The organism is Corynebacterium spheniscorum, assembly GCF_900113445.1.
Taxonomy (GTDB): domain Bacteria; phylum Actinomycetota; class Actinomycetes; order Mycobacteriales; family Mycobacteriaceae; genus Corynebacterium; species Corynebacterium spheniscorum.
In genome coordinates this window covers 190,146-204,281 of record NZ_FOPJ01000002.1, presented here as the reverse complement: position 1 = coordinate 204,281, position 14,136 = coordinate 190,146, and the positions used below count along the sequence as shown (strand labels likewise).

12 protein-coding genes are annotated in these 14,136 nt (G+C 57.3%); 8 read left to right on the top strand and 4 right to left on the bottom strand.

The annotated features are described in order from the left end of the window. Positions 1-261: 261 nt before the first annotated feature. From BMZ01_RS02445 to BMZ01_RS02430, 4 genes are all read left to right on the top strand, one after another. Positions 262-1,872, top strand: a complete 1,611-nt coding sequence (locus BMZ01_RS02445) for an ABC transporter substrate-binding protein (protein ID WP_092284057.1) — start codon at positions 262-264, stop codon at positions 1,870-1,872. 146 nt (positions 1,873-2,018) lie between these two features. Further along, on the top strand, positions 2,019-2,969 hold the full coding sequence (locus tag BMZ01_RS02440; RefSeq protein WP_092284242.1) for an ABC transporter permease: 951 nt from the start codon (positions 2,019-2,021) through the stop codon (positions 2,967-2,969). A gap of 29 nt (positions 2,970-2,998) precedes the next feature. Then, positions 2,999-3,838, top strand: coding sequence for an ABC transporter permease (locus BMZ01_RS02435; protein ID WP_092284055.1), 840 nt, complete (start codon positions 2,999-3,001; stop codon positions 3,836-3,838). Beyond that, the gene (locus BMZ01_RS02430) at positions 3,835-5,544 is read left to right on the top strand and encodes a dipeptide ABC transporter ATP-binding protein (protein WP_092284053.1); all 1,710 of its coding nucleotides are present in this window, start codon (positions 3,835-3,837) and stop codon (positions 5,542-5,544) included. Before BMZ01_RS02435 ends, BMZ01_RS02430 begins: the two co-directional genes overlap by 4 nt. Positions 5,545-5,613: 69 nt before the next feature. Here the strand turns inward: BMZ01_RS02430 and BMZ01_RS02425 are convergent, their stop codons facing one another. Beyond that, positions 5,614-7,395 (bottom strand): thiamine pyrophosphate-binding protein, encoded by a 1,782-nt coding sequence (locus BMZ01_RS02425; RefSeq protein WP_092284051.1) that lies wholly within the window; start codon positions 7,393-7,395, stop codon positions 5,614-5,616. A 299-nt stretch (positions 7,396-7,694) separates the two neighbouring features. Here BMZ01_RS02425 and BMZ01_RS02420 point away from each other — a divergent pair, with 299 nt between their 5' ends. The 4 genes from BMZ01_RS02420 (at position 7,695) to BMZ01_RS02410 (ending at position 11,853) form a co-directional block, all read left to right on the top strand. After that, entirely contained in the window at positions 7,695-9,524 is a 1,830-nt protein-coding gene (locus BMZ01_RS02420) for an AAA family ATPase (RefSeq protein WP_092284049.1), read from the top strand. Continuing rightward, positions 9,524-10,573: a 5-methylcytosine-specific restriction endonuclease system specificity protein McrC gene (mcrC, locus tag BMZ01_RS02415; protein ID WP_223846001.1), complete on the top strand. Its 1,050-nt coding sequence runs from the start codon at positions 9,524-9,526 to the stop codon at positions 10,571-10,573. Before BMZ01_RS02420 ends, mcrC begins: the two co-directional genes overlap by 1 nt. Before the next feature lie 216 nt (positions 10,574-10,789). Beyond that, positions 10,790-10,945: a hypothetical protein gene (locus BMZ01_RS11105; protein ID WP_177180020.1), complete on the top strand. Its 156-nt coding sequence runs from the start codon at positions 10,790-10,792 to the stop codon at positions 10,943-10,945. After that, a complete protein-coding gene (locus BMZ01_RS02410) occupies positions 10,942-11,853 on the top strand; it encodes a ribokinase (protein ID WP_092284045.1) in 912 nt (303 codons plus the stop codon). The genes BMZ01_RS11105 and BMZ01_RS02410 overlap by 4 nt, the downstream gene beginning before the upstream one ends. Positions 11,854-11,923: 70 nt before the next feature. Here the strand turns inward: BMZ01_RS02410 and BMZ01_RS02405 are convergent, their stop codons facing one another. From BMZ01_RS02405 to BMZ01_RS02395, 3 genes are all read right to left on the bottom strand, one after another. Next, positions 11,924-12,247 (bottom strand): putative quinol monooxygenase, encoded by a 324-nt coding sequence (locus BMZ01_RS02405; RefSeq protein ID WP_177180019.1) that lies wholly within the window; start codon positions 12,245-12,247, stop codon positions 11,924-11,926. A gap of 125 nt (positions 12,248-12,372) precedes the next feature. Then, positions 12,373-12,645: a hypothetical protein gene (locus tag BMZ01_RS02400; protein ID WP_092284043.1), complete on the bottom strand. Its 273-nt coding sequence runs from the start codon at positions 12,643-12,645 to the stop codon at positions 12,373-12,375. 138 nt (positions 12,646-12,783) lie between these two features. Then, positions 12,784-14,079: an alpha/beta fold hydrolase gene (locus tag BMZ01_RS02395; RefSeq protein WP_092284041.1), complete on the bottom strand. Its 1,296-nt coding sequence runs from the start codon at positions 14,077-14,079 to the stop codon at positions 12,784-12,786. Positions 14,080-14,136 lie beyond the last annotated feature (57 nt).

Genomic DNA, 14,136 nt, shown 5'->3' with positions numbered 1-14,136 from the left:
TAGACCTTTGCTGTGCCCGCGGTTTAAAACACAACTTATGTGTACGGTCGTGGACACTCGAGCTTACCCCCATTCGTGTGATTAAGCGCGTCCTCAGCCCGCCGTGGCGGGAGCTACCGAGGTGCGGGAGGCAAGTCTCGGAAATCGCGAAAGAAGAGCAATTAAGCCCGCGGGTGCTACCCCCAATGAATCGAAGAAGAAGTACCCCCGGTCGAAAAACTGATGCCCTTTTGACTCGCAAGTGCACTATGGTGTCAGTGCATGACTTCCCTGCTTCGGCGTCGCAAAGCCCGGCGTACGACCGCTGCTTTATTAGCTTGCGCGACAGCGACCTCCGTGGGTTTGGGGGCCAGCACCCTCACCGGATGCAGTGCCGGCTCGACCGCCACCCAGGTGGGACGGCTCAGCGCCTCGGTTGTTGTTGGTACCACCGGCGCCCCCGCTTCCCTTGATTTCACCACCACCTCCGGTGCCGCTATCCCCACCGCGCTTATGGGCAATATCTATGAAGGCCTCGTGCGGATTAATGAAGGCGGAAAAGTAGAACCCTTGTTAGCCCAAAGTTGGGATTTATCAGAGGATCGCCGTACCTATACTTTCCATCTTCGCGAAGGCGTGACTTTTTCTAATGGGTCGCCCTTTGATGCGGAAACCGCAAAGTTTTCCATTGACCGCGTGCGCGGTGATGCCTGGACAAATGGCATTAAATCCTGGATGGATGTGGTGGAAAATACCGAGGTTATTGACCCACTGACCCTGGTCGTGACCTTGGAGCGCCCCTCGGCGGAATGGTTATGGCGGATGGGAACGCTGCTGGGGGCGATGATGAGCCCCGATGCGGTGGATAAATTAGCGACGAATCCGGTGGGTACTGGGCCTTATACCGTGACGCATTGGGCGGTGGGGGAATCAATTTCTTTTGCCGCACGGAGTGATTATTGGGGCCCGCAGCCAAAAAATGATGCGGCAGCAATTCGGTATTTCTCAGATGCAGTGGCGGCCACGAATGCCCTGCAATCTGGGGATATTGATGTGGTGTGGGGAATGCAGGCCCCAGAATTATTAGATACTTTGCCAGAAGATATTTCAGTGGAAGTAGGCACCACCAACTCTGAAGTGTTGCTGAGTATGAATAATCGTCGCGCACCTTTTAATGATGTGCGAGTACGCCAAGCCGTGTTTCATGCGGTGGATCGCCAAGCGGTGATTAATACCGTGTGGGAAGGCTATGGCACCGATACTGGCGGGGTGCCAGCACCACCGACGGATCCCTGGTATTTCGAGGCGGATGATTATCCTTATGATCCGCAGCGGGCCCGCGAATTATTAGCTGAAGCTGGTCATGATCCCGAAACCAATCCGGTGAAGGTGACCATTTCGGTTCCCTCTTTACCTTATGCACAGGCCACCTCTGAGCTGGTGTATTCGCAGCTGCATGAGGTGGGAATACAGGTGAGTTTGGAGTCCACTGAGTTCCCCGCGGTGTGGTTGAACAAGGTACTGCGAAATCATGACTATGACATGTCCATTATCGGGCATGTGGAGGCCCGCGATATCCCCAATCTTTTTGGGGATCCGGACTATTACCTCGGTTTTGATAATGCGGATGCCCGTGAGGCGTTGCAGAACGCCGATAATGCGGAAACTGAGGAAGAACAGGTCCGCTATATGCGGGAAGCAATGAAATATATTTTGGCGGATGCTGCCGCAGATACCCTAATGAATTTGCCGAATATTGTGTTGAAGGCCCCCGGGGTGGATGGTTTGAAACCGAATATTGTGACCGAAGGTCTGGCGCTTTATGGCATTAGCCATGAGGAAAAAGGCGCGGGGAAGGACAAGGCGTCTAGTAACGCTGGGGGTGAGCGCTGATGAGCTGCACAGCGGCACACACGATGGCCACCACCGCAGGCGCCAACGGCGCTTCCGGCGCGAACGCCGCAGCCTCCTCTACGAAGGGCGAGGATAATAACGGCCGGAAGGATGCCCGCGCCGGGCTTCGCACCCAACCCAGTGGCATGCAACGCACCCTATGGGCGCTCGCGCGGATCCTCGGACGCTTCCTCGGTTCGCTTTTTGTAGCCAGCATCGCCATCTTCGCGCTACTGCGACTTATACCTGGTGATCCCGCTGAGATCGCCCTAGGTGTGAGTGCTACCCCGGATTTAGTTGCTGAGCTGCAAGAACGCCTCGGCACTAATCGCCCAGTACATGAGCAGTACCTCCACTGGCTAGGTGCCGCGCTGACTGGGGATTTCGGGGTGTCGATGACCAGTGGTCAAGATATTTCCCCACTGCTTTTTGATCGCGCCCAAGTTTCTTTCATCTTGTGCATTGTCGCGATGTTCTGCTCGCTGCTAGTGGCAGTACCCATGGGTTTATGGGCTGCGCAGCGGGCGCGTCGCTTTGATGGCCTGGTGATCTCCACGGCTAGCCAGATCGGCATTGCAGTACCCAGTTTCCTTGCTGCGGTGCTCCTGGTGGCAGTATTCGCCGTGCACTTAGGGTGGGTGCCCGCTAATGGTTGGACCCCACCGGGGGTTGATTTCACGGCCTTTGTGGAGCGCCTCATCTTGCCGGTGATCTCGCTGACCGCGGTGCAGGCAGCCATCCTCACCCGCTATGTGCGCGGTGCGATTTTGGAAGTTCTGCACGAAGACTTCATGCGCACCGCCTTTTCTAAAGGCATGAGTTCCCGGCGCGCTGTGTTGGTGCACGCGCTACGCAATGCCGCCTTGCCGGTGCTTACCGTTACCGGTACGCAGCTCACCAGCTTGATTGTTGGTGCGGTGGTCATTGAGCGAGTGTTCATGCTCCCAGGTATTGGTTCCATGCTGCTTGATGCGGTGGTTAACCGTGACCTTCCGGTAGTTCAAGCAGTGGTGATGGTGCTGGTGTTCTTCACCCTCGCGGTGAACCTGCTGGTGGATATCCTCAACACCTTGGTTGACCCAAGGACCAGGCGTTAAGGCACACGCGAAGGGCAAAAGGAAAACTCATGCGTAACACACTTTTTCACACCCTCAGGCGCCTGCCTTTAGCTGGGAAAATCGGGGCCACCATCGTCGCCGTGGTGGCGGTCACGGCCCTGGTGTCCCTGGTATGGACTCCTCATGACCCGGTGGCGGCCTACCCAGATGATCGTCTCCTAGGGCCCAGCTTGAATCACTTAATGGGCACGGATCGTTTTGGCCGCGATGTCTTTTCCCGCATTATGGCGGGTTCGCGCATCACCTTAATGGTCGGTCTGATTGCGGTCAGTATTTCTGCGCTGATCGGAACCCCCTTGGGGATTCTGGCAGGTATGCGCCGTGGCTGGGCAGAATCGCTGATTATGCGCGGCTCGGATTTGCTCTTGGCTTTCCCGGCATTGTTATTGGCTGTGGTGTGTGGTGCCGTGTTCGGTGCTTCCACTGTAACCGCCATGGTGGCGATTGGTATTGCTGGTGTGCCGGCTTTTGCGCGTGTGGCGCGTGCGGGTACGCATCAGGTGATGGCCCGGGATTATGTGGCGGCTGCTCGCAGTGGTGGCCGTGGCTGGTGGGAGATTGCGCTTCGCCATATTCTGCCGAATGTGGCGGGCATGATTATTGTGCAAGCCTCGGTGGCTTTCGCCCTCGCGGTGTTGGCTGAAGCAGCCTTGAGTTTCTTGGGGCTGGGCACCCCACCGCCGGAGCCTTCTTGGGGACGGATGCTCCAAAATGCGCAGGCTTCTTTAGGCTCTGCACCGCAGTTAGCGCTGTGGCCGGGCCTTGCGATTGCGCTGACAGTGCTGGGCTTTAATTTGCTCGGCGATGGTTTACGTGACGCCTTTGATCCGCGGAGGAACACCAAATGAGCACCCCATCACCAGGGCAACAGTCCCAACTAGACCGGCAGTCCGCTCCCCTAGCCCTGGAGGTCCGTGATCTGCGCATCACCGACACCAAGAAAGCCAAAAAGAGCCACGGCCGCAACCGCGGCCGCGATCACCAGCGCGACCCCCAAGCCGCCGAGCTCCTGCACGGCATTAACTTCGTCATTCCCAAAGGCGGACGCCTAGGCCTGATCGGTGAATCTGGTTCCGGTAAATCCTTGACCGCCCTAGGCATCATGGGACTTCTTCCCGAAGGCCTGGAAGCCAGCGGGCAGATCACCATCGGCGATACCCAACTCGATGGCTCAGAGGTCAGCGCCACCTCGCTACTCGGGGCACGCACCAAGGTGTTTGAAAAACTCCGCGGCCGCAAGGTCGCCATGATCTTCCAAGAACCCATGACAGCACTCAACCCGCTGATGCGGGTGGGCCGCCAGGTCGCGGAAATCATGGAGGTCCACGGCCGCCCGCACCAAGAAGCCACCACCCGCACCCGCGAACTTTTTGAAGACGTCGGCTTGGGTGAAGAAAAGCTTCGCTCCTACCCGCATGAGCTTTCCGGTGGGCAACGCCAACGCGTACTTATCGCCATGGCACTAGCTAATGATCCTGATGTGTTGATCTGCGATGAACCCACCACCGCCCTTGATGTGACGGTCCAAAAACAAATCCTGGATCTCATTAGCGCCCTAGTGGCCCGCACCGATACCGCACTGCTCTTTATCACCCATGATTTAGGCGTGGTGGCCCAAATGTGCGAGCAGGTCGTCGTACTTCACCGCGGCACCCAGGTAGAAGAAGGCAGCGTCGAAGAGGTACTGCGCAACCCACAAAAGGAGTACACGAAGAAATTAGTACTCGCCTCCCAACCTGGCGCACCCGCGCAGCTTCCAGCGAACCTCAGCGATAAAGACGCCACCCCCAGCCTCGCAGTGAATGCGCAGGGGCTAAGCCGCATTTATCGGCGCCGCCGCACCCTGGACTTTTTGGCCCTCGATAGCGTTGATCTGCATGTTCCCGCTGGTGGGCGCTGCGGCATCGTGGGTGGCTCCGGGTCTGGTAAATCCACCTTGCTCAAGATCCTCGGCGGTTTGGATAAACCCGATGAGGGCCAGGTGGAGCTTTTCGGCACCCCGCTGTCGGAGTTTTCCCGCAAGGATCTTTCCCAAACCGTGCAATTGGTATTCCAAGATCCCGCCAGTTCACTCGACCCCCGCATGCCAATCGGCCTGTCCATCGCCGAACCACTACGCGGCCGCGGCTTAAGCAAGCAACAACGCATGGCGCGGGTCGCAGAAGTGCTCTCCGATGTGGGGCTCGACCCAGAAATGGCCACCCGCCTACCGCATGAGTTTTCTGGTGGCCAGCGTCAGCGCATCTCCATTGCGCGTGCGCTATCGGTGCGCCCCAAGATCCTGCTCGCTGATGAACCGGTCTCCGCACTGGATGTGTCGGTGCGCGCCCAGGTACTGGCACTGCTTGATTGCATGGCCGCCGATTATGGCCTGACCTTGCTCTTTGTCTCCCACGATCTCGCCGTGGTGCGTGAGCTCTGCACCCATGTGGCGGTGGTCAACCACGGGCGCATCGTCGAGCATGGGTTAACGGAAAATATTTGGCGCAACCCCCAAGACCCCTACACGCAGGCCCTGTTGGCGGCCATCCCCCGGGTGGAGCAGCGGGTCTAACCACGGCTCGGCATCCGAAGCCAGAGGCCTACCACCCGAGGCAAGAGGCCCAAGGCCCACAGGGCCCATCTACTCCCCAGCGGCCGCGCTAGCCACCTTCCCCATCTCGGAGATAAAGCTGGCCACCACTTCCCTACTTACCCGACAATCCAGCACCAAGGTGCCCTCGCGGACCCCGCGGAACCACTCCCGCGCCGCCGCCAGATCCGCCAGCCGGCGAATCACCATGGTTTCCGCACCCAAGGGGCGCAGCATCCCTGCGAAATCAAACTCCGGTAGCCGCATGGTGCGCTCATCGGCACCGCGTACTGCATATTGGTGAATCTCCGCCCCATAAGCAGAATCATTCACCACCACAATCACCCCGCGGCGCGCCACCCGAATAAAACTCTCCGCATCAGCAATCCCCATCATCCCGCCGCCATCACCGGTTACCATCACCACGGTGCGCTCCGGCTGCATACTCGCCGTCGCCTTCGCCGCCCCCACCGCCGAGGGAAAGCCCAGCCCAATGGCCTGCATCGCGGTGCCCACCATAATGGTTTGCTCCGGGCCATCCACGTCCAGGTACATATTCGGCCAGCCCATAAAATGCCCGCCATCGGTCACAATCACACGATCTGCCGGCAACACCTCATTGAGCTCACTAAATAGCGCCCGCGGGTCCAGGCGCCCATCGCCTAAAAATTCCTCCGGCTGCGGGTATACGGGTTGAGGAAGCTCTGCTCGAGATCGACGCGGGGCGCGGTCGGCTACGTGCTGGTACAGCAGGTGGGAAAACTCTGCCACACCACCCTGGATAAAACGCGAGACGATTTCAGTAGTCGGCTGTGCTTGAACGTCTACTTGAATAATGCGCGCATCCGGGGCAAAAGAATCCCCAAAAGCCCGGGTGAAATGGTTAAGCCCAGCACCGAGTACTAACACCACATCCGCACTACGCATCTCAGCTTGGGTACTAGGTGCCGCAAACCCACCACATACCCCTAAGTTGCGGTAACTATCCCCAGGTAGTGGCTCAGTTACTACCTCTTCTGGGCTGCGATACACCTTGCCCGGTGTGCGCCCAAAGAAACCACGCATCGGTGCACTGGTAGCCACATCAGCACCCAAGGCAGCCGCCAACTTGGTCACTTCTTTTCGTGCCCCGCGGGCACCACGGCCAGCCAAGATCAATAGCTGCCTTGCCCCAATAATCTCTTCGATTACTTCCTCATCCACCTGCGGTTGTGGCACTTTGGGGCTTCGTACCTGTGGTGGGTTCGCCAAGCGTTGTTGTTGCGCCGATGGTACTTCCGCGCGGATTACATCATGCGGGATCGCCAACACCACTGGTTTAGAGCTTTGTAGTGCCAATTCAATGGCCTCATAGGTGCGATCCACCACCACATCCGGGTGCGCATAAATCGTGGGCACCCCACAGGCAGCCGCCATCTCAGCTTGGGCAATGTCATTGGGGCGCAAACCGCTGGTGGGGGCATCGCCCACCACATAAATAAGTGGGATCCGCGCCAGCGATGCTTCCGCTAATGCAGAGATCGCATTGGTATATCCCGGGCCATAGGTAGTGGTCGCCACCGCGAGTTTCCCGCTGGCCCGAAAGTAGGCATCAGCGGAAGCCACGGTGGCGACCTCATGTCGGACTTCCACTACCGGGTGGCCAAGAGTCTCCAAAGCATCAATGAACCACACATTGCCATTGCCCATAAGCGAGAAAACTTCCCCGCATTCGTGGCTGATGATCTGGGCAATCGCCTGCGAGAGATTCGGGTTCTTAAATGCTGTTTCAGGTGGGTTATGCGGAAGGTGAGTAGTTGATGTTTCTGGGTTTCCAAAGGGCCTGGTGAGCATGATGGATGGTCTCCTCTAAATGAGCGGAGTAGTAGAGAATTCGCCATATATGTCTCACCGCGTCACCCGGGGAGCGTCATGAGCTATAGGTGGGCTCCAACCCGCGTACCCGGTTACGTGGCCCTTTTTCGACCACCGAAGCATCACAATGGGTAGTAGTGATGTCTGACACAAAACAACCTAGTACACATCACCCAAAGTGGCAAGGGTCACATGCGTATGTGAGCTACTTCGCTAACCCCGCGGGGGTGAGCACAAACCGAACGTGGGTCCCACCGGAGTTTCGGCATAATGAGTCCATGAATCGCGTTGTTCCTGATCCCCAAACAGCCGCTCTCATCGAGGCATCACGGCCTGCCGAAGACCTAAAAATTGCGCGCGAAGTAAGCGAAATTATTAGCCATATGCTCGGCGATGGTGCTTCCGTGATTGATCCCTCGGCCACCATTTGGACAGCAGAAACCGCACAAGCCCTGCAGAGCAGGATCCAAGAAAACCTCATTAAAGGTTCCCACCTCGACCAGTGGGAGAAGCTGGAACAACAACTCCAGGGAGCACCCCGGGAGGTTGTTTTATTAGCAGCAGAGCTGGTGTTTCTTCGCGAACACCCAGTACGAACCTTCCGCCCGCAAACCCGGCGCGAACATGTGCAGCGCGTGTTATCGAAGCTGGATGCCCCACTAGATATCCCAGAGCCCATGGCTACCTGGCTACGTAGGCCCGCGGGAGTTGCGGGGTTTGGTGCGGGACAGGGTTACTCCGGCCAACTCTGGCGGCATGTGATCTGGATGTCTACCTTCGTCTCTCATTGGCACCAGCTACCAGGAGATGTGAAGGAAACCGCCCGTCAGGATCCCTGGGCCTTACAGCGCGTGATGCTTGATGTGGGTGAAGATCAACCCGGTATCCGCAACGCCCTGCAATTCCTTGCTGACCCGGATACTTTCGAGCCCATCTCTTCGAGGGATTTGAAGCAGAAGATCCGTGATGCGCTTGCTGATCGGATTGGGGGGGCTTCAGGTGATAGCCCGGAAGCTATCGACCGCGACTTTCTCGCGATTCGTGAGGCCTTGGCCCGCGAAGTGAACAAACCCTTTAACTTCTGGACCCCTGGGGTGCAAGAGCTATGGGATACACCGCGCCCCAGCACGGGCTCTTCAACAACAAAGGCCGGTAGCCCCATAGTTGCCGCTGAAGAAGAGGCCACCCCAGCGTCCAGCTCTGCCGACCAAAACCCAGATGTATCTGATGAGGCAGAAGAACTTCCCCCTTATGGCAAAGCCGAGTTCCTCAACGAGGTGTATCTCTCCGAGGAAGATTATGAGCGCCTGCGCTCTCTTATTGCGCGGAAGAAAAACATCATCCTTGCCGGGCCGCCCGGGGTAGGAAAAACTTTTGCTGCCGAGCGCTTCGCCTTTTCACTGATGGGGGTTAAGGACCGCAGCCGGGTGGAGATGGTGCAATTCCACCAAAGCTATTCCTATGAAGACTTCATGATGGGCTACCGCCCCACCGAATCAGGTGGCTTCACGCTAGCGGAAGGTCCCTTTTACCGATTCTGCGAGAAGGCGCGGGCAGATACTGAAGATCGCCCGTATTTCTTCATCATCGATGAGGTCAACCGCGGGAATATCTCCAAGATCTTTGGTGAACTCCTCATGCTCATTGAAGCTGATAAGCGCGACAAAGAGCTTCGCTTGCTCTATAAAAACGAGCGCTTCTCCGTTCCTGCCAATGTGTATCTCATCGGGATGATGAATACCGCTGACCGTAGTCTCGCGGTACTCGATTACGCCTTGCGCCGCCGATTCGGTTTCTTCACGATGAAGCCAGGGTTTAACTCCCAAGGCTTTATGAGATGGCAAGAAGAACTCAGCAACCCGAAGTTCGAGGTCCTCGTTCAAAAGGTGGTTGAGCTCAACCGCGATATTGCCGATGATCCAGCTCTAGGGGAAGGTTTCCTTATCGGCCATAGTTTCCTTGCTGCCCCTTCCGATGGGGAAGCCGATGATGCTTGGTTGCACTCCGTGGTGGATCAGGAGCTTATTCCACTACTCGAGGAGTACTGGTTCGATGAGCCAGCTAAGGCAGAGGAATGGACCAATACTCTTAAGAATGCGCTGCACTGATGAGTAGTTCCATAGCCATCCGCAATATCTACGTGATGATGGCTTATGCCTTTAGGGCGATCCGACATAATGGCGTAGCCCAGGTGGAGACAGAAGAGTTCGATCACCTGCATGACCTTTTTGCTGAAATTCTCTTACGCGGCGTAGGTGCCCTGGTTAAACGCGGCCTTCACCGCGGCTATGTTCCGCACAGTGATGAACTCGCTACCGTTCGTGGTCGACTCGATATCACTGGCAGTGTCGCCACGCGTTCCATGCTCAGAGGAAAGCTGGTCTGCGAGTTCGACGAATACGAAGCCGACACCCCGCATAACCAGGCGCTGAAAGCCGTCATCGTTCTTCTTATCCGGCATGGCCAGGTTAGCGCTTCCCGTCGCGACGCACTGCGCCGACTACTGCCCTATCTTGATGCGGTCACGCTCGTCGCACCTGATTCCATCCGCTGGAATACGCTGACCTATCACCGTGCCAATGCCAACTACCGCTTCTTACTCGGCGCCTGTGAATTAGTGGTCCGTGGTCTTCTGCCCACCACCTCTACTGGGTCAACCAAGCTGACGTCCTGGATCTCCGATGAGGCGATGAGCAGCTTGTATGAACGGTTCCTTCGTGAGTACTACTCCATTGAACACCCAGAGCTTTCCACCAGCTCATCTAAGGTTCCTTGGGATTACAACGCCGAAGAGGCTTCCGGGGTAGAACAATTGCCAGCTATGTTCACCGATGTTGTCCTTCGCAATAAACAGCGCACGTTGATTATCGACGCGAAGTATTACGGACACTCGATGCAGCTGAGTCGCTGGGGAAAGTTAACGCTGCACTCGGCGCATATCTATCAAATCTTCGCCTATGTGAAGAACATGGATATCAACCACGACGGCTCTATTAGCGGTCTTGTTCTTTATGCGCGTACCACCGCGCCTGAGCAACCGGATGTCGATGTCACAATCCAAGGCAACCGGATCGGTGCGACAACACTTGACCTGAACCAGGAATGGCCGGTTGTCCGCGACCAGCTCGAGGGCATCATCAGCTGGCTCAACCCCTAAAACACATTCCTGCCAGCGATGCACAGCGCTTCCACGCCGACCAACCGATCGGGCGCCGCACTTCCCCGCTACCCCCGGGACTCCGGGGATTCCGCACTCTTCTTCACCCCGTTTTCCCCAAACCTGCGGATAACCAGGGCCTCCTCACCACGGTGTGCTGGGGCCGTTGCACCCCGTTCTAGCGAGGGCATCAAGGTATACGGCAGTATTGAGGTAGTGGCACAACAAACCGCTGGCGTGGATGTTGCCAGGGACCTGCTCCCCATGCAGTTCAGCAGGCCAGCAAGCTACTTAAAGGGTGACAAAGCTGAAGCCGAAATCCCGGTCGATGTGGTCACTGTCACCAAGAACAATGTGAAGGACTTTCAGTGAATCAACCCAGCATCGTTGTAGTCGGCTCCCTCAATGCTGATCTCGTAGTCCGAGTTCAGCGACACCCACACCCCGGCGAAACCCTGCTCGGCTCCGGCGGCACCATTACCGCCGGCGGCAAAGGCGCTAACCAAGCGCTCGCCGCTGCCCTGCAAGGCGCCAACGTCACCATGATCGGCGCGGTCGGCGAAGATTCCTACGCCGCCCCCGCTACTGAATACCTTCGTCGCGCCGGAGTTAATATGCGCGGCATTGCGGCAGTAGATGATGAGTGCACCGGCCTGGCTGTCATTACAGTCAGCGATGATGGCGAGAACGCCATTATCGTTATCCCCGGCGCGAATGCCATCGTCAATGGTGATTATGTAGCCGGCTTCGACGACGTGCTCCACGATGCAGACATTGTGCTGCTCCAAGGCGAAATCCCGGCCTCCGGCTTCGCCCGTGCCGTGGAGCTTGCTGGTGGGCGCGTGGTCGTTAACCTCGCACCTGTCATTGAAGTACCTAAAGAAGCCCTCTTAAAGGCTGACCCGCTGATGGCTAATGAGCATGAAGGCGGACTCATCCTCAAACAACTCGGTGTGCCCTGTGCTTCCGACGAGCCCCGCGATATCGCCCAAGCATTAGTCGATGCCGGGTTCAAGAGCGTGGTGATGACCCTTGGCTCCCAAGGAGCACTGGTCGCTGATGCTTCCGGGCTCACCCCGATTCCCACCCCGAAGGTGGAAGCAGTAGATACCACCGGTGCCGGGGATGCCTTCGCAGGTGCCTTTGTCGCCAAGCTCGCAGAAGGCGCTGATCTTGTAGAAGCTGCGCATCACGCCGCTCGGGTTGGTGCTTTTGCCGCTACCCGCCGCGGCGCGCAGGCCTCCTACCCCGGCCCAGAAGATGAGCTGCCCAGCGTTTAAACACTCAAGCACACCAAAGACCCCAAGCATCTAGCCCACGCCAGGTACTTGGGGTCTTGTGTGTAGGTGCTTAATCCACCGAGAATTCCGCCATGCGGTCCCACTCGGTTTTGCCTTCAATGAGGGTGTTAATGATCTGCGGGGTTTCCACCAAAATGGTGGGGAATAATTCGCAGGCAGCCTTGAAGTGATCCGAGTTCACGTGCGCCTCGGCAGCATCATCCTTGAAGGCTTCTAACAGGATGTACTCATTCGGGTCATCAGTGTTGCGGGTCCATTCGAAGAAAATATTGCCCTCTTCGGCCCGCGACTTGGTGGTGAACTCATCAACCAGTTCACGGAAATTCTCTACATGCTCGGGCTTGGGTCGGAAACGCACATTGATCAAAATCATGCGCCCCAGTCTAGGCAAAGCCTGCCCCACCCGCAGCACCCTCTGGGCTAGCAGCCCGCAGTGCCCTCTGGGCTAGCAGCCCGCAGTGCCCTCTGGGCTAGCGCCCCAGCATCCTCAACAGGCTCCTAGGAGGAATACACCCCACTCGGGCCATCACCGAAGTCCAAGATATGTTCCTCAGGCACTTCAAATACTGCCATCAGGGCATCAAAGTCTTGGGATTCCTCATCGCTTAAAATCACGCGCTTATAGCCCGCGCGATGCACCCCACGCTCAGCGCCGCGGTCTCCTCCACGAGAGGGGTGCTCAGGCCCAGCATGATGCCTGGGGTTCCTCGAGTTACCGGGGTTCCCAGGGTTGAAGAAGCCAGAGGTATCCCCATCGCTATATGTGCTCATGAGTTCGCGCCCTGCCTCCTTCACTCACAACTCGTGCTACCGCGATCTGCACCAACATCCGGCGCACCAACTGAATGTCCTTGGCCGTGATCTTAAGCGCTCGCCCGCCCAAAAGATAGTTCACCAAACACCGCTGGTTTAGTACTCCCGAACCATCTCATAAAGCCGCCCAAAAACCCCAGCCCCATCCATCGCAATGCCATCATGTTGATGCTCATTAGTAATCCAAGGCCGCAGATCACGGTAGTGCGCGGCGGTCTCCAGGGAATAGCGCAGCGGCACAAAAATATCATCGTGGTACACCGCCGCCGCACATACAGCTGGCGCGGTGCTCAACACATCCAGATCATATTGGGCTTCCCAATCATCAACCTGCGCCAATTCCTCTGCTACCTGCGCAAAGGGAATAAGCGCTGGGTCCTCCTCAAATTGCCAGGGATAAATATGCTCCCCGGTCAAATAGAATTTCGCCGAGGTATCCAGCGGATCCGCGTTCTCCTCAAATCCCTCAAACTCCTCGCGCATCCGATGCGCCGACCAATTTGTCGCCCCCGGCGCATTCCCGCCATAAATAGCCTCATGGATCACCGCATATAGCGGGGCACGCTGGAAACTCAACGCTTGGCCCACCGCCTCCAAAAAGTCCCCGCGCAGCGCCTTTTCCCCACGCACTTTGTGGAAGGGCTCTTCTAATAGATATCCCAAATGATCAAACCCTTGCGCCCTTCCGAGACCGATACCTAAGGTCCTAAATCTGCGCGCGCTCAAACGTCCCCCGTCTGCCACACGTTCATCCGAGTTTTCTAAATGGTGAGAAATCTCGCGGATTCTCTCCTCAGCAAAGGGGATCTGCTGATAGAACTGCTTGTGCCGAATTTCCAGCGCCTCATAGGTCGCGCGATAAAGATCATCGGCGTGGATTCCGGTGGCCGGTAACCCACCTGTTAAATACCCGTGCTCAATAGCATGCGGGTACGCCGAAAGATAGGCGGTAATACAAAAACCACCGAAGCTTTGCCCATACAGCGACCACGTCTTTTCGCCTAAGGCTTCGCGCAATAATTCGCAATCCGCCACAATCTGCGGGGCACGCAGAAGCCGCAGTTTCTCCACCGAAGGGATCCCCGCCGGATCCTGCGCGTCAATTCTCCCCGATCGCCCCGTCCCGCGTTGATCAAGCAAGATCACGCGGTAATGCTTCAAGGCTTCCCCTAACCAACCACCTGTGTTCAGCGGGCGTGGGCTGGGGTGCCCGGGACCACCTTGGAGATACACCAACGCTGGGTAGTTCTCCCCACCGGCAGGAATGATCTCGCGGGCAAAAAGCGGCAAACTCCCCAAGCGCCCCGGATCCTCATGATCCCACGGCACCTCTAAGGTGTGGGACTTGATCCGGCAGCCAAAGCGGGTGGTTTCGGTGGTACTCAAACTCATGGCCCAAATGCTACGGGGTTTGCCAAGAATCTGGCAGAATCAGGCAGCTTTGTTAAA